This window comes from uncultured Dokdonia sp., assembly GCF_947492815.1.
Lineage (GTDB): Bacteria > Bacteroidota > Bacteroidia > Flavobacteriales > Flavobacteriaceae > Dokdonia.
Genome location: NZ_CANLOB010000001.1, coordinates 178,787 through 196,401 on the forward strand (window position 1 = coordinate 178,787; position 17,615 = coordinate 196,401).

Genomic DNA, 17,615 nt, shown 5'->3' on the forward strand with positions numbered 1-17,615 from the left:
CTTTTTACTCTAGTACTTTGGTGGTATAAAATTCTTCGTACGCTTGTGGAAATTCCTCTTTCTTTTTATAAGGTAAAACAGGAATCTTAGATGTATTAAGTATTTTAGATAGATCTTCACGTAATTCTGGAGACCCAATAATAGCTGCGTCAGAATTTTTTACAACTACCTTTATAAGGTTCTCGTATGTAGGATCCTGTAATTCAGAAATACTTTCTGTGTCTACTCCATCAAAAGCAATCTTATTAATCATTTCTTTATTTAATGATCCTTCAAATCCTTGATTATAAATAGACGTAACAATCTTACTTTGACTAAATAGAGGCTCACTAGCATAATATTTTTTAAGATATAATGGTAATAATGATGCCAACCATCCATGTACATGGATAATATCTGGAGACCAATTTAGTTTCTTTACAGTTTCAACTACTCCTTTCGCAAAGAAAATAGCACGTTCATCATTATCAGGAAAAAGATTTCCATCCTCATCTGTAAATGTAGCTTTTCTCTTAAAGTATTCTTCATTATCTATGAAGTATACTTGTATACGCTCTTTAGGAATAGAAGCAACTTTTATAATAAGAGGCATATCAAAGTCATTAATGACTAGGTTCATTCCTGAAAGCCTTATTACTTCGTGTAACTGATGCCTGCGCTCATTAATATTGCCATAGCGCGGCATAAAAATGCGTATTTGACCCCCCTTAGAGTTTACCATTTGAGGAGCTTCAAACGACATAGAGGCAATTTCGGTCTCTGGTAAATAGGGAATAACTTCAGATGACACGTACAATATCCTCTTATCTTTCATATATAAATTGTTGATTTAAAAACACGCAAAAATACTAAATTTTATGCAATCTGCCTTTAATATAGTAAGTTTGCAGGCGTTAATTTTTTGATAAAGTGAACTTAATAAAAACAAAAACTGAAATAGCTAAATATGTTTCAGAGAAAAAAGCACAAAAATCTACCATAGGATTTGTCCCTACTATGGGAGCTTTACATCAAGGCCACGCGTCATTAATTGACTTTGGCTTAGAGCGTCACGATTATATAATTGTAAGCATTTTTGTGAATCCTACACAATTTAACAATGCTTCTGATTTAGAAAAATATCCTCGAACTCTAGATCAAGATGCCTCATTTTTAGGAAAGTACAAGAACCGCATTGCTATTTATGCCCCTACAGCTCAAGAAGTATATGGGCCTGATGTCATTTCAAAGCAATACAATTTTAAAGGAATAGAAACCGTAATGGAAGGAACACATCGTCCTGGACATTTTGATGGTGTTGGAACGGTTCTTAATCATTTATTTAGACAAGTAAATCCTGATGAAGCTTTTTTTGGAGAAAAAGATTTTCAACAATTACTTATTGTAAAAAAACTTGTTGAAATAGAAAAATTACCTCTTAAAATCACAGGTTGCCCTATCCATAGACAAGAAAATGGGCTTGCAATGAGTAGCCGAAACGCAAGATTAACACCTCAACAATTAGAAGAAGCTACCTTTATTTACAAGATACTCCATCAAGTAAATAAAGATTTTAAAAACAAAAGCGCTAGCAAACTTCGAAAATGGGTCACTGGTCAATTTAATGAGAATCCACACCTTAAGTTGGAATATTTCGAAATCTCAAATGTAAAAAATCTAAAACCGCTTTCGCGAAAGCGTAAAAATCAAAAATACCGTGCCTTTATTGCTGCTTTTGCAGGAGAAATACGTCTCATAGATAATATGGCTGTTAACTAAAATACCTATCTTTGACCCATGCTAGTAAATGTTGTAAAATCTAAAATTCATCGTGTTAAAGTAACAGGAGCTGAATTACATTATATAGGAAGTATTACCATAGATGAAGATCTTATGGATGCTGCAAAAATTATTGAAGGAGAACGCGTTCAAATTGTAAATGTTACTAATGGAGAACGCCTAGAAACGTATGCAATCCCTGGCCCAAGAAAAAGTGGAGAAATCACTTTAAATGGAGCTGCTGCAAGAAAAGTTTCTAAAGGAGATATTTTAATCCTTATTGTGTATGCATTTATGGATTTAGAGGAAGCAAAAAAGTTCAAGCCTACGCTTTGTTTCCCTGACGAAAGCACAAACTTGTTAAAGTAAGCCTGTGGCTTATAAAAAAGTCATAAAAGCATTTAAAATTATACTCCCACTCGCTTTGGGAGTTTTTTTAATGTGGTATTGGCTTGGAGGAATGACTTCACAAGAAAGAGTCAATTTATGGGATACCATCAAAAATGCAAACCCACTCTGGATAGGCATCTCTTTTATATTTTCTATTCTCAGTCATGCGTCTAGAGCATATCGTTGGAATTTTATGCTGGAACCCATGGGGTATACCTCAAAATTTGGAAATGGTCTTGCAGCAGTAATGACGGGCTATTTTGCAAATACATTTGTATTACGCTCTGGAGAGGTATTGCGAGCAGTAGCCATTCAGCGCACAGATAAAATTCCATTTGAAAAAGCATTTGGAACTGTAGTATCTGAGCGTATTGCAGATCTCATTATGCTCCTCTTAATAATGATTACCGCAGTTATATTGCAATCTACTGCGTTAATAGATCTATTTAAAGAAAAAGCAAATCCTATATCATCCATCATAAGCCTTGCTATTCTACTCGTTATAGGAATTGTAGGGCTACGTATTTTAAAAAAATCATCACATCCATTTATTGTAAAAGTTCGCAACTTTGGTTTAGGGATTTTAGAAGGAGTAAAAAGCATTTTATCTATGAAAAAAAATGCTGCTTTCATCTTTCACACTTTATTCATTTGGGCCATGTACATCGCTATGTTTTGGATTGTAACACTTACCGTTCCAGGACTTCAAGGTATTTCTACAGGTGTTACGCTTGCTGCATTTGTTATAGGAGCTTTTGCCATGAGTGCCACCAATGCAGGTATGGGAGCCTACCCTATTGCCATGGTCACTATTTTTTCTTTTTTCGGTTATGACGAAGCAGATGGGAATGCCTTTGGCTCTATTATCTGGGGCACACAAACTATTTTCAATATACTTATTGGTGGTATTTGTGCTCTTTATGTATTTGTAATACGCCGCAGATAAAATTTTGTATTTTAGGGCACTTATTAAAATAACAGCCCTAATGAAATCAATTTTTTTTTCAGTTTTATTTCTATGCCTTTCCTTTGGAAGTATTGCACAAACACAGTATGAAGAAATCTCTTCTATAAAACTAGACGAAACACGTCAACTTAAAATACAGCTACCTCGTAACTACGAATCGAATGTTGAGAAAACATATCCCGTTATTGTCGTACTAGATGGCGATTACCTATTTGAACCTGTAGCCGGTAATGTAGATTATTACAGCTACTGGGAAGAAATGCCAGAAGCTATAGTTGTAGGCATTAATCAAGTAGATACAAGAGATAGCGACACCTATTATGATGATGTGAGTTATTTACCTGTAGACGGAGGTGCTGCCTTTTTTGAATTTATAGGCTTAGAGTTAATGCCGTGGCTTGATGAAAAATACCGTACCAATCAGTTTAGAATGGTCGTAGGTCATGATCTTACCGCAAACTTTATGAACTATTATCTTATGAAGAGTCCTGCACTCTTTCAAGGATATGTATCATTAAGTCCAGATCTCGCTCCAGAAATGGAAACACGTCTTATTGCAAGGTTAGGCGCTTCAGAACAAAAAGTATTTTATTATTTAGCTACTGCTACAGAAGACATACGTGTTTTAAGAGAAACAATAGAGCCTTTAAATAGTCAAATAAAACTAGTCTCAAATTCTAATCTAAAATATTACTTCGATAATTTTGAAGGAGCAACACACTACTCTCTTGTAGGACGCGCCATTCCTAAAGCTATCGAAGAAATATTTTCAATTTATCGCCCTATTAGTAAAAAAGAATACAAAGAAGTCCTTCTAAAACTAGATGGTTCTCCTTATGATTATCTTGTGGACAAATACACAACAGTACGACAACTTTTTGGACTTGATGACCCTATGCGAGTTAATGATATTGTTGCTGTTGGAAAAGCATTACAGAAAAAATCAAAATGGGAAGATATGGAGCGATTAGGGCAACTTGCTAGAAAACAATATCCAGAGACAATGTTAGGAAGCTACTACCTTGCATTATCCTTTGAAAAATCTGGAGAACCTAAAAAAGCGATGCGTACATACCAAAACGCATACTTATTAGAAGAAATATCTTTCTTAACCAAAGACTTGATGCTTGATAAAGCAGATAAAATCAAAGCAGATTTCGGTTATTAAGAAGCGTACACAATCTATAAAAACAAAAGAGAGCAGTTACTAAGTAACTGCTCTTTTGCATAATATTCAATCCCCCAATCAAATATTTTTATCAAAACACGACATGTTTTTGATTGAGACAAATATAAGACGTCCTTATTCTTAAAAAGCACGTATTTCTACCTATTTTTATTAGTATTTTAGCTTAAAGCGAAATATAACAATGGCAAAAACAAAAACAACTTTCTTCTGTCAAAACTGCGGAACACAACATGCCAAGTGGCAAGGGCAGTGTAATGCCTGCAAAGAATGGAACACTATTGTTGAAGAAGTCATCCAAAAAGAAGATAAGAAGGATTGGAAACAGGATACCGCTTTCGCGAAAGCAAATACCCGCACCAATACCCCTTTAAAAATAAATGAGATTACTGCTTCTGCCGAAAAAAGGTTGGACACAAAAAATGGCGAACTCAATCGTGTTTTAGGAGGAGGACTCGTGCCTGGCTCATTAACACTACTAGGAGGAGAACCTGGCATTGGAAAAAGTACGCTTTGTCTTCAAATTTCTTTAAACCTTCCTTATAAAACATTGTATGTGTCTGGAGAAGAAAGCCAGCAACAAATTAAAATGCGAGCAGATCGTATTCATCCAGATAGTGATCAATGTTATATTCTTGCAGAGACTAAAACGCAAAACATTTTTAGACATATTTCAGAGATACAACCTGATATTGTCATTATAGATTCTATACAAACATTACATACCAATCATATAGAAAGTAGCCCAGGAAGTATCTCACAAATACGAGAAACGACTTCAGAGCTCATCAAATATGCAAAAGAAACAGCTACACCTGTCATTTTAATTGGTCACATCACTAAAGACGGAAATATTGCAGGGCCAAAGATCTTAGAGCACATGGTAGATACTGTGCTTCAGTTTGAAGGAGATCGCAATCATGTATATCGTATTTTAAGAGCTCATAAAAACCGTTTTGGAAGTACAAATGAACTAGGTATTTATGAAATGCAAGGAAGTGGTTTACGTGAAGTATCGAATCCTAGTGAAATCTTAATCTCAAAAAACGATGAAGACCTCAGTGGTACCGCTATTGCTGCAACACTCGAAGGTCTACGTCCTCTTATGATTGAAATTCAAGCATTGGTAAGCACCGCCGTATACGGAACTCCACAGCGTAGCGCCACAGGATACAATGTAAAACGTCTCAATATGCTGTTGGCTGTTTTAGAAAAAAGAGCTGGTTTTAAATTAGGAGCAAAAGATGTGTTCTTAAATGTTACAGGAGGAATTTCTGTAGACGATCCTGCTATTGATCTTGCTGTAATTGCCGCTGTACTATCTAGCAATGTAGATATCGCTATAGATAAATCATTATGTCTCGCCGCCGAAATTGGACTAGCAGGCGAAGTACGACCCGTTACACGTGTAGAGCAACGTATTCATGAAGCAGAAAAATTAGGTTTTAGAGGTATTATTGTTTCTAAATATTGTAAAATCCCAGATCATGATTACAAGATTTCCATCATTAAAGTAGCCAAAGTACATGATGTCGTACGGCATTTATTTGGGTAAACACCATTCATAATATGGATGTTATTTAGTAAGTCACCTCGTAAGCTTACGACTGAATCGCAAGACAATAACACACATATCATGATAAAAAACTACATTTCAACTTACCTTTTCCTATTCTTTATTGCTTTTATGCCTTCCTCAATACAGGCGCAATGTACATTCGGAAATGACGTAGGGTCGTTTGATCCTCAAAACAATTTTGACTGGGCACAATCATTCACTGCAGAGTGTGATGGCTTCTTAGAATATGTTGAATTCATCACAGGTAGTGGTGGTACACAACAAGCAAGAACTCTAGAGATTTTTGAAGGCGCAACGGTATCTGGAAACCCTATTTACACACAAGAATTTCCAACGATGAATTTTGGTGCTGCTGGAGAAAGCCTACGCATCAATCTCGCAGAAGCATTCCCTATTTCAAATGGCGATGTATTTACATTTCAAATCCCTGGGGTAACCGTAAACCTACTAGTAGATATTAATAATCCCTATCCAGGAGGATTTGCCTTTGAAAATGGTGGTGAATTTGGACAAGTAGTAGATTTTGTATTTAACGTAAGTATCTCTGATGAGTTTTTAGCTACAGACGATTTAGATTTAATGATTATCTCTGCATACCCAAACCCTGCTTCAGAAATCATTGATGTTTCACTAGGAAGCTTCCAACAAGAAATCACTATACGCACCTATAATTTTATTGGAGAGCTCGTCATGGAAGAACGAATAACAAATACAGATCTTTTAAGAATGGATATTGCTCCATTAGCAATGGGAACGTATTATTCTATTGTGATGACACCTTCGAATAGAGGCATATTTCGATTTATAAAATCGTAATCAATATATACCAAAATTAAAAAGCCTTCATAGCATGTACACTATGAAGGCTTCTAAATACGCTTTCGCGAAAGCGTATAATACCATTTACTATTTTATTGGCACCGCCAAAGGGTTAAATATCCCGAGGCCTGTATCGAAATTAAAATTCAGTTTCGTATAAATGCCTCGTGGGCTTGTCCCGAAGTAGTTTACTTAAGGCGCAGGATTAGGAATCGCTGCATGTACTTCTTCTATTGCTTTTAAAACCTCTTCAGATAACTCAACATCGATACTGCCAATATTTTCAGTAAGTTGTTCTACCGAAGTGGCTCCTATAATATTTGCCGTTACAAAAGGACGTGTGTTTACAAAAGCAAGCGACATTTGCGTCAAACTTAATCCATGAGCATCTGCAATAGCTTTATAACGTCTGGTTGCTTCAAATGAGTTTTCATTATGATATCTCGCATAATTAGGGAATAAGGTAACTCTCGCATTTGGAGGATATCCATCTAGATACTTTCCCGTTAACTGTCCAAAACCAAGAGGAGAATATGGTAAATGCCCTACTTCTTCTCTATGCATAATCTCCGTAAGTCCTACCTCGTCTTTTCTGTTTAATAAACTATACGGATTCTGTACTGTAATCATTTTAGGAGCTCCTTTACGCGCTTCTTCTTGATATCTTGATAATCCATAAGGTGTTTCATTAGAGAGTCCGATATTTCTAATTTTCCCAGCTTTTATTAAGCCGTCCAAATCTTCTAGGATTTGAGCAAAATTATCTTCCCAAGCATCATCAGCGTTATGCGTATATCCCAATTGACCAAAAAAGTTAGTCGGTCGTTCTGGCCAATGCAACTGATACAAATCAATATAATCTGTTCCGAGGCGCTCTAAACTTTTATTAACGGCATCTTCCAATTCATGTTTTGCAAATCCACCAGTACGGATGTGTTTTGTAAACTCGGCGGGCCCTGCAATTTTAGAAGCAATCACAACTTGATCGCGCTTTCCTGTTTTCTTTAGCCAACTTCCTATGATACGCTCTGTACTTCCATAGGTTTCTGCTCGTGCATTAGGCACACTGTATAGCTCTGCCGTATCAATAAAATTAACACCTTGTGATATGGCATAGTCTAATTGTGCATGCCCTTCGGCTTCGGTATTTTGTTCTCCCCAAGTCATAGAACCTAGGCATATTTTTGAGACTTTAATGTCTGTGTTTGGTAAGTGGGTATATTTCATTTTTCTATTTCCGCAGCAACGGTTTTTTAATTATAACTAGATTATTTAATCTAGCACTATTTCATATTTTTCTACAAAATTATCATCATTTAACCAGATTAGCAAAAACTCACTATCTATGCTAAAATAACTTCTCTCTGGTCCTAAATAATAGATCATATCGTGACCTGATTGATAAAAATAACAGTCTTCGTCTGGCATACCTAGAAGAGTAATCATCTGCCATGCTGGTAAATCATCTATTACTTTTTTACTTATAAGATCATCTATCATTTCTACTCGCTTATTTTCATCTTTTTTCCAAACTTTAGACGAAAATTCGCGCTCAACAAAATGATTTCCCATTGTATTTATTAATAATAAAAAAACTAATAAAGACACACATACCAGTGCGATAAGGCTATAAAAAAGAATACGCAGGAACTCCTTAATGGTCAAATCCTTATATTCTTTCATTGTCTCATTATTTAATCACTTAATCTATATCCTGTAATAACGCAGTGACTTCATCAAGTTTTGGTGTTAAAATCACTTCAATACGTCTGTTTTTCGCTTTGTTTTCGGCAGTATCATTAGGAGCTACGGGCGCATATTCTCCACGACCTGCTGCCGTTAAGTTTTTTGGATCTATACTTTTATTTTCTCGTAATATATTGACAATAGCTGTGGCTCTTTTTGCAGATAGGTCCCAATTTCCTTTTAGGTTTCCAGATCCTCCATAAGGTACATTATCTGTATGTCCTTCAATCAATACTGCAATGTCAGGATTATCTCCTAAAACATTTCCTAATTGTTTTACTGCTGTTTTTCCATTGGCTCCTACGGTCCAGCTACCACTATCAAAAAGAAGTTTGTTTTCTAAAGACACATACACTTTTCCATCTCTTTGCTCTACCGTGAGTCCTTTTCCTTCAAAGTCAGTAAGTGCTTTTGATATCGCATCTTTTAAGTTGCGAAGATTTGCATCTTTTGCTGCAATTACAGCTTCTAATTCATCAATACGATTGGAACGATCGGCAAGATCTTTCTCCAACTGTTCTAGTCGTTTGCGCTCTGTTTCCAAAGCTTCTTTATTTGCAGCAAGAGCGGCTTGCTTCACCTCTAACTCTGCAAGCAATTCTCTGTTTTTCTTTGAGTTTGCCGCAATACTCGCACTACTGTTTGCTTCTAATGCATCATATGATGCTTGAAGACTCTCCAGACTGGCTTTAGTACCTTCGTATTTACTCTTAAAATCAGCCAAAGAAGATTTAGTAGTCTCTAAGTCTTTAGATGCCACTTCGTAATCACTAGTCATTTTTGCTAAGTCTTTTTTCGCGGAAGCGAGATCACTTGACAAATTGCGATTTTCTTTACGAAGTCGTGCGTATTTTGACTCAAGGTCTTCAAAAACTTTTTTTGAAACACAAGAACTTAGGGTAATTCCTGCTAGGCATAAGAGTAGGACTTTCTTCATCATCATAGGTATTCTCAATTTTTGGGTTATTATTATTTTGATTTAAGGAAGTGATAATTCAACCATATGTGGGCAGTGATCACTATGCATAGCATCTTTTAAAATAACAGCACGTGCAATTTTATCTTTTAAAGGAGTGCTTACCATATTGTAATCGATACGCCATCCTTTATTATTTGCTCTAGCATTGGCACGATAACTCCACCACGTATAATTATCAGGTTCTTTATTTAAGTGACGGAAAGAATCTATAAAGCCGCTTTCCATAAAATTACCAATCCATTCTCGTTCTACAGGAAGGAATCCACTTGTATTTTTATTGCGTATTGGGTCGTGTATATCTATAGCTTCATGACAAATATTATAATCACCTCCTATCACAAGGTTAGGGTATTCTTTGGTTAAATCAGTGATATAGGATTGAAATAAATCCATATATTCTAACTTATGCTCTAGCCTAGCACTATTAGTTCCTGATGGAAGATATAAACTCATTACAGATACGTCATCAAAGTCTACTCGGATGTTACGACCTTCAAAATCCATAGACTCAATGCCTGTACCATACTCGACATGATTGGGCTTTTGCTTTGTTAAAACAGCCACTCCACTATACCCTTTTTTCTGTGCACTAAACCAATAGTGGTGATATCCTAATGCTTCAAAAACAGCCACATCAACCTGGTCTACAGTTGCTTTTGTTTCTTGAAGCAGTACTACATCTGGATCTGTAGCTTGTAGCCAAGTATCAAACCCTTTACGAAGTGCTGCTCGGATACCATTTACATTGTAAGAAATAATTTTCACACGTTTAAATTTTAATAGTTATTTATATAATGCTTATAAAATTGAGAACGTGTGTAACCACTGCGTTCTCACATTAAAAATTCTAACTCTTTACATATTAAAATATATTAATGTTCATTTTATAGTCGTATAAAAATGTTAAAATGCTAATTTATAAAAGTAGTACACATAAGAAGTTAAAAAGGCTATAAAGTTTACCTTTGATTTCTAATAGCTACAAAATATTTTTAACCCAAGAGAGTTCTAGTTATAATGCGGAATCTTTACTTTTTGTTTTTCTTCTTATGCACAGCTACACTCGTAGCCCAAGAAGTACGCACCAAAAGAATTCCGTTACGAGATACGATACAACTAGATTCGGTTAGCATCAACCCTTCATTATTCAAAATAGAAACCCGAGAAGGCGCGATACTTGATAGCACAAAATACACGATTGATTATGCTAATAGTTTACTTTCGCTTAAAGCGAAAGAAGCCATCCCAACAGACACTTTAGTGATTACCTACAGAGTGTATCCCAACTTTCTCACTCGTAAATATGTTCAATTTGATCCGAAACGTATCGTTACTAGCTCTGGAAACTTAGATCGTCTTACCAATTTACGTAATCAAAAAAAACGAAAAGGATTTACACCATTTAATGGATTAAATACAAGTGGTAGTATCGTGCGAGGTGTCACCGTAGGAAGCAATCAAAATAGTACTGTAAATTCTGAATTAGATCTACAATTAAGTGGAAAACTAAGTGATAAAGTTACCTTACGAGCCTCTATCCAAGATGCAAATATTCCTAGTCAAGAAGGTGGATTTTCTCAAAACCTAGATGAGTTTGATCAAATATTTATTGAACTTTTTAGTGACAATTGGAACATTCGCGCAGGAGACATTAATCTTCAGGACACAGAATCGTATTATGGTCGGTTTACTAAAAAAATACAAGGACTGTCTTTACGAGGAGATATTAATCATTCTGAAGACAGTAAAACGAGTTTATTTGCAACTGGTGCTTTAGTAAGAGGTGTTTTTAATACGAGTGTATTTACAGGACAGGAAGGAAACCAAGGGCCTTATAAACTTACAGGTCCAAACGGGGAACTTTTTGTGTTGATTGTTTCTGGCAGTGAAGCTGTATATGTAAATGGAATTCTTCTAGAACGTGGCGAAGCAAAAGATTATATCATTGATTATAATGCGGGTGAGATTCGTTTTAACTCCACATTTCCAATTACTAGCGAGATGCGTATTACGGTAGACTATCAGTTTAGCGAACGTAATTTTACACGTTTTGTGGCGTATGGAGGTGGTAGTTTTCGCGAAAGCGATACCTTTAAAATTGCTGCACAAGTATATTCTGAATCTGACGCTAAAAACCAACCTTTACAGCAGACCCTAAGTGAAGATCAAGTGGCTGTACTTGCAAATGCTGGAGATGACCCCAATCAAATGGTAGCGCAAAGTGCCGTGCCAGATACCTTTAGTGACAATAAAGTATTGTATCGTCAAATTACTGTAAATGGTGTTGAAGTATTTGAATTTAGCACCGATCCCGAAGAGGAATTATTCAATGTCCGATTTACAAATGTAGGGCCTAATCAAGGGGATTATATTTTAAGCACCACCAATACATTACGTCGTACTTTTGAATATGTGGCACCTATTGACGGAATACCACAAGGTACTTTTGCGCCTCAAATTAGACTTTTTGCGCCTACCTTATTACAACTTGCCATTGTTAATGGAAGCTATACTCCTTCAGAAAAAACAGCTATTTCTTTTGAGGCAGCAGGGAGTAAAAATGATCTAAATCTTTTTTCTAACCTCGATGATGATGATAACAATGCATTTGCTACACATCTCAAAGCAACACAGCAATTATTTAAAAAAGACAGTACCGCTACATTAGAAGCTTTTGGAAAATGGGATTATATTCAAGAAAGTTTTACCAATGTAGAAGGACTTTACAATGTAGAATTTAACCGTGATTGGAATATAGACACAGGACTTCAAAACACTAATGGAAACGGACTTATTATTACTGGAGATCAAAGTTTTCTAACAACAGGTTTAAAATATGAAAACGCCAAGATAGGGTCTATCATATATAGTTTTGAGAACCTAGATTTTAATACTGCCTATTCAGGAACAAGACACTCTGTTGCGAGTATTATTAATTCTAAAAAAGTAAAAGGAGCGATCAATGGGAGTGTCTTAAATACAAATGACTTAAATGTAACGTCTAATTTCTCTAAGTTATATAGTAGCGCAGTATATGATCTTAAAAAAGCTTGGGTAGGCGGTAAATTTTATACGGAAGATAATGTGAGAACAACAAAAGCAAATGATTCTATTACTCCCGATAGTCAGCGATTTCAACTATATGAAGGTTTTGTAGGAGTAGGTGATAGTACAAATGTATATGTAGAGGCAGGATATCGCTATCGTGTGAATGATAGTTTACGTACTAATAATATACAACGCGTCAATACCTCTAATACTTATTTTTTAAAATCCCAATTACTAAAAAACAAAAAAACGAATCTGTCGCTTTTTTTAAACTATAGAACCTTAGCATTTGAAGACACCGACATAGAAACCCAGAATTCATTAAACTCTAGATTACTGTACGATCAACGTTTTGCAAAAGACATTATTAGACTCAATACGGTTTTTGAAACCAATAGCGGTACACAACCACAGCAAGAGTTTACATTTATTGCGGTAGATGAAGGTCAAGGAACACATACCTGGAATGATTTTAATGGCGATGGAATTCAGCAATTAGAGGAGTTTGATCTTGCACAATTTCAAGATCAAGCCGATTTTATACGTGTATTATTACCTAATCAAATTTTCTTACAAACACATCAAAATAAGTTAAGTAGTCAGTTAACTATGAATCCCCAGCAATGGAATGGCCAAAAAGGCCTCAAGAAGTTTCTATCGCGTTTTTACAACCAAACCAACTATAGTATAGACCGAAGAGCTTTGCGTGAAGGAGAAAGCTTTACAATCAATCCTTTTGAGGAGGATGAGAACGAAATAGGATTAGGATTGAATTTCCGTAATGCACTCTCCTTTAATCGAGGAAAACAAAACTACACTACCACATATAGCTATATTTCTAATAAATCTACTAATTTACTTTCTACTGGACTTCAGGATAATGAATTAGAAACCCATCAAATAAATTTTTTACACAAGATACAAGAGAGTTGGCTTTTTAATTTTAAAGGAGAAACAGGCACCACAAGAAGTGTTGCTGAAAATTTCCCAACTAGAAACTTCAGTATTGATAATATCAATGCTAATCCTAAGATTTCATACCTCATAAGCAAAACTTCACGAGTTTCATTATTCTATACTTTTCAAGACAAAAAAAACACGAATGGAGGATTGGAAGCCCTGCAACAAAATAGTTTTGGCACTTCTTTTGCAATAGCAGATGGTGAGAAGCTATCTCTTATGGGAGAATTTAATTATATAGACAATCAATTTGAAGGAAGTGCATTTAGCCCAGTAGCCTTTCAGATATTAGAAGGCTTGCAACCGGGAACCAATTTTACGTGGAATCTAATTGCTCAAAAGAGATTGACTAAATTCTTAGATTTAAACATCTCCTATTTTGGTAGAAAAAGTGAAGATTCTAGAACCATACACACGGGTAATATTCAGCTAAAAGCTTTATTCTAAAATTTTCACGATCTTTAATTTTTAAAATCAAACCATTATGAAAACTACATTACTATTATTGGGAACTGCAGCATTACTATGCTTTACTTCCTGTAAAAACACCAAAGAAGTGGCAAAAGATAACATTGAAGAAAAAGTAGCAGAAGAAAAATTTGACCCAACAGGATATACTGCTGGAGTTATTGTATATTCTAAAGAAAAAGACGACTGTGAGTACACCATCAGATTGAAAGATGGTTTACATTATGATCCTATAAACTTAGAAGATGGTTATAAAAAAGACGGAATGGCTGTTTATTTTAAATTTAGAGGTTTACGTATGATGAATCGTTGCCCTAAAGCAAACCCTGTCTCTATAGAAGAAATGCGATCAGCAAAAAAGTAACAACAACTCTGTTCCTTTAAGGGATTAGTATCATCTTATAATAGGTTTAATTCAGGGCTTCTGAGTTAGACCTATTTTATTTATACACATTACGAATGATTCTTGGTACGCTTTCGCGAAAGCGTGTAAAGTAAATACCTACTATATCATTGAAGCATCTCATTTAAATGAATTGCATAAGAAAAGGGTGAAAGCTATACTTTCACCCTTTTTAAAAATATTAATAAGATCTAGATTTAGTTAGCTCCTACTATAATTCTTTTTACTTTATTTAAATCGGCGTTACCAACTTTTACAAAATAAACTCCATTAGACACGTAAGACATATCTATTGTTTTCGTGTAACCACCACCGTTATTATCAACTGTGTAGTATGCTAATGTTTGTCCTAATGTATTGTATACTGAGATAGGAAGTTTTTCAGAGAAGCTTGATGCATTATTAAACACCACTTCAAATTGATCATTTCCTAAAGAGTGTACTTGTAAATCTGTAGCAGCAAATAACTCATCTTCAGTTCCTAAAGTACCACTAATATTAGCTGTGTAATCGTTAGTTCTTCCAAATACTAAATCATCACAAGGATCTAAAAGATCTCCTCCTTGATCATCATCTTCTCCTCTAAGTCTCATTCTGTGCATTCCAGGAGTAACGTCTGCAGCAACTGTAGAGAAATCTACAGTAAATGCGAAATCAGTTGCAGCAGTTGCTACTAAATCTGTAACAACTAACTCATCTGCTTCAAAAGCGTTATTATCATTAAAATCAATCCAAATGGCAAAGGTAGAATCGTCAAATCCTACTTGTAATACACCTTCAAATGGGTTTTCGTCAAGTACAAAATTGAAAATAATATCAGTATCATCACTATAACCAGCTGGTGAAGTACCACAGTTTGTGGAAATATCTTGATCAGCTAACATAATTTGTGTTACCCCATCATCAAATCCTGCACAATTAGATTCTGGTTCACAAACCATGTTAGTAACAGTAGCTGTTGTATCATCATTAGTTTCGTCAGAATCTCCTGCAAGTTCAGTTCCTGCAACAAACACATAATCTCCTAATGCAGAAAGGTCTTCTGTTGCTGTAAATGTATACGTATCTGTCGCTCCAAAAGCTAGAGATCCTGTATATGTTTCCTGAACTGGTGCTCCACCATCTAATGTATAAAATACTGGAATAGATGTTTGTGTTGCAGTACCAAAGTTTTGAATTTCAATAGTTACTTGTGATGCATCAGAGATTGTTGCAGTTACACTAACAGCTCCTACATCGTCAGGATTAAGGTGTGTTACGTTTCTTGTTGTAGCATCATTTTCATTAAATTCATCTGCGGCATACACTGTAGCTGCTACAACTTCATATGTTTGACCTACTACAGAAAAATCTCCTTGTACTGTAAACGTATGTTGTGCACTTGTTCCACTAGCTATTGTTCCTGGGAAAGCATCAGTTACAACTGTTGTTCCATCAATTGAATAGGTAACATCAAATCCAGAAGCATCTGCTAAACCGAAATTAAAGATCGTTACTGTTACATCTTGTGGTGCAGCTAAATCACCATCTAATGGAGTATCAATGCTAATTACTCCTATATCATTATCAAAGTCAGACTGAATCTGGAATTTTGCTACGTGGTTTGTATTTGCATACTCTGTAATAAACCAGAATTCTTTATCATTACTTGGATCTACATCTAATTTTGCATAATCTCCAAATCTAATTCCAGCTACATTTTGAGTTCCGATAGCTATTTCAACTTCGTCAATACTCATTGTTCCTGCTGGATCAGAAGCAAAACGTCCTGTATAGAAAGCTCCTACTCTATTATCGGTTGGGTTTGGTGTTGTAGGACCTGCCATAGAAGAATATCCCATTCCGATATTTCCTTGGTTATCCATAGCCATACTACCCATCCATGCATGTTTTCCATCTGGTCCCATGTACGTACCTTCTTGTTCCATTGTCCAAGCACCACCATCTGTTGCTTGACGGAATTCATACCAACGAATTGCTGCAAGCTCACCCGCTGTATCATCTACGTCTACTACAAAATTGAAGATTAATGAATTATGAGATGCAAATTTTCTAAACTGCATTTGGTTCATAATTGTTGACTGAAGTGCATCAATATCAGAACCACCTCCTGGTTGTGTTAAGTTTGCAAAAGCACCTCCATCAAATACATTGTTAAATGGTAACGCAGGAAATTCTTCTGGTGCAGAAACTGTTGAGTTTGCTGGCGTATCAAAATCTACATCTAGTGTCCAAATCCAAACCTCATCTTCAGTTACACCTTGAAAACCATCATCTCTCATGTATACAAGAGGAGCTCCTCCTGTAGTAGGCATCACATCATCAGTAACATTTGCTACTTGAGCACTTGTAAATCCTCCATTAGGAGAGTTAATACCATTTACAACAAATCCTTGAATATTTGCACCAGGATCTGCAGCTAATGCAGCATCTCTATCAATTACCCAAACGTCCATTGGTCCGTTATCAGTAATATAGTATCCATCACGCCATATTGATAATTTGTTATAATCTGATATTTGAGGGAAAGAATATAATGTCCAGTTTGCAGTTATTGGATCTGGACCATCAGAGACTGCAATCTCTACTCCAGCACCAACAAATAAATACGAAAGCACCCATCTTTCAGCTTCGCTATCATAAGAAGCAGTTAAATCACAACAACCTCCTGCCGTAAAAATATTATTTACGTTTAACGGTCCTGTAAGATCATTTCCATCTTTATCATAAATGATATATCCTGTATTGTATACAATAAATACGTGATCAGGTCCTACAGCTAGTGCTGGATCTGAAGGTGAATTTACGGTGTTATTTACAACAAAATCACTTTCTAGAGATCTATTTAAGTTAATTGTTTTATCTAATCTATTTGTACTAGATACTACTTGCTCATAACTTACTTGAGATCCTTTACCTGGAACAACGTTTGATTTTACACCTCTGATGTATCTACCATCTTTAGGTTCTCCGCTTGGAGGGTCGGCAGGGATTAATGTAGAAGATCTAGAAGCCATTGAAGGAACAACTCGCATAGATGCTGCTTGTCCTACATACTCTAAACTACCACCCTGGTCGTCTTGTTGAGCTGTTGCAGTAAAGCCAAAGGCTAATAGTGCAAAAGCTGCCACTTTTAGTTTTTTAATCATGTTATATTATTTAATAGGATTTATAAACGATAAAAGTATCGAAAAAAAAAGACTTTTCTAAAGAAAAAGTTAAAAGTATTACGATTTGATTAAATATTCATCAATTAATTGCGTATCATAACATCTTGTTTTGAAGATAATTGATAAAAAAAAGCCTTGTCAG

Annotated in this window: 14 protein-coding genes; 8 read left to right on the forward strand and 6 right to left on the reverse strand. The window is 35.5% G+C overall.

Going from position 1 to position 17,615, the window contains the following annotated elements; genetic code table 11:
• Window positions 1-4 precede the first annotated feature (4 nt).
• Entirely contained in the window at window positions 5-814 is an 810-nt protein-coding gene (locus Q1A01_RS00940; protein WP_299674566.1) for a glycogen/starch synthase, read from the reverse strand.
• A gap of 95 nt (window positions 815-909) precedes the next feature.
• On the opposite strand from Q1A01_RS00940, the gene panC reads away from it, so the two are divergent.
• The 6 genes from panC (at window position 910) to Q1A01_RS00970 (ending at window position 6,696) form a co-directional block, all read left to right on the forward strand.
• The gene (panC, locus tag Q1A01_RS00945) at window positions 910-1,758 is read left to right on the forward strand and encodes a pantoate--beta-alanine ligase (protein ID WP_299674569.1); all 849 of its coding nucleotides are present in this window, start codon (window positions 910-912) and stop codon (window positions 1,756-1,758) included.
• 18 nt (window positions 1,759-1,776) lie between these two features.
• The gene (gene panD, locus Q1A01_RS00950) at window positions 1,777-2,127 is read left to right on the forward strand and encodes an aspartate 1-decarboxylase (protein WP_299674572.1); all 351 of its coding nucleotides are present in this window, start codon (window positions 1,777-1,779) and stop codon (window positions 2,125-2,127) included.
• 4 nt (window positions 2,128-2,131) lie between these two features.
• Complete coding sequence (locus Q1A01_RS00955; RefSeq protein ID WP_299674575.1) at window positions 2,132-3,094, forward strand: lysylphosphatidylglycerol synthase transmembrane domain-containing protein; 963 nt, start codon at window positions 2,132-2,134, stop codon at window positions 3,092-3,094.
• A 40-nt stretch (window positions 3,095-3,134) separates the two neighbouring features.
• A complete protein-coding gene (locus tag Q1A01_RS00960) occupies window positions 3,135-4,283 on the forward strand; it encodes an alpha/beta hydrolase-fold protein (RefSeq protein ID WP_299674578.1) in 1,149 nt (382 codons plus the stop codon).
• Window positions 4,284-4,485: 202 nt separating this feature from the next.
• Window positions 4,486-5,856: a DNA repair protein RadA gene (gene radA / locus Q1A01_RS00965; RefSeq protein ID WP_299674581.1), complete on the forward strand. Its 1,371-nt coding sequence runs from the start codon at window positions 4,486-4,488 to the stop codon at window positions 5,854-5,856.
• A gap of 81 nt (window positions 5,857-5,937) precedes the next feature.
• Window positions 5,938-6,696 (forward strand): T9SS type A sorting domain-containing protein, encoded by a 759-nt coding sequence (locus tag Q1A01_RS00970; protein ID WP_299674584.1) that lies wholly within the window; start codon window positions 5,938-5,940, stop codon window positions 6,694-6,696.
• A gap of 195 nt (window positions 6,697-6,891) precedes the next feature.
• Here Q1A01_RS00970 and Q1A01_RS00975 read toward each other — a convergent pair whose 3' ends face one another.
• The 4 genes from Q1A01_RS00975 to Q1A01_RS00990 are packed head-to-tail and all read right to left on the reverse strand — an operon-like array spanning window position 6,892 to window position 10,189.
• On the reverse strand, window positions 6,892-7,926 hold the full coding sequence (locus Q1A01_RS00975; protein ID WP_299674587.1) for an aldo/keto reductase: 1,035 nt from the start codon (window positions 7,924-7,926) through the stop codon (window positions 6,892-6,894).
• 45 nt (window positions 7,927-7,971) lie between these two features.
• On the reverse strand, window positions 7,972-8,382 hold the full coding sequence (locus Q1A01_RS00980) for a hypothetical protein (protein WP_299674590.1): 411 nt from the start codon (window positions 8,380-8,382) through the stop codon (window positions 7,972-7,974).
• Window positions 8,383-8,401: 19 nt separating this feature from the next.
• Complete coding sequence (locus tag Q1A01_RS00985; protein WP_299675583.1) at window positions 8,402-9,385, reverse strand: OmpA family protein; 984 nt, start codon at window positions 9,383-9,385, stop codon at window positions 8,402-8,404.
• Between the two features lie 39 nt (window positions 9,386-9,424).
• Window positions 9,425-10,189, reverse strand: a complete 765-nt coding sequence (locus Q1A01_RS00990; protein ID WP_299674593.1) for an exodeoxyribonuclease III — start codon at window positions 10,187-10,189, stop codon at window positions 9,425-9,427.
• 252 nt (window positions 10,190-10,441) lie between these two features.
• Here Q1A01_RS00990 and Q1A01_RS00995 point away from each other — a divergent pair, with 252 nt between their 5' ends.
• Window positions 10,442-13,879, forward strand: a complete 3,438-nt coding sequence (locus Q1A01_RS00995) for a hypothetical protein (RefSeq protein ID WP_299674596.1) — start codon at window positions 10,442-10,444, stop codon at window positions 13,877-13,879.
• Window positions 13,880-13,916: 37 nt separating this feature from the next.
• Window positions 13,917-14,264 carry a hypothetical protein gene (locus Q1A01_RS01000; protein WP_299674599.1) on the forward strand — a complete coding sequence of 116 codons (348 nt, stop codon included), beginning with the start codon at window positions 13,917-13,919 and terminating at the stop codon, window positions 14,262-14,264.
• A 236-nt stretch (window positions 14,265-14,500) separates the two neighbouring features.
• Here the strand turns inward: Q1A01_RS01000 and Q1A01_RS01005 are convergent, their stop codons facing one another.
• A complete protein-coding gene (locus tag Q1A01_RS01005; RefSeq protein WP_299674602.1) occupies window positions 14,501-17,452 on the reverse strand; it encodes a GEVED domain-containing protein in 2,952 nt (983 codons plus the stop codon).
• Window positions 17,453-17,615: the final 163 nt, after the last annotated feature.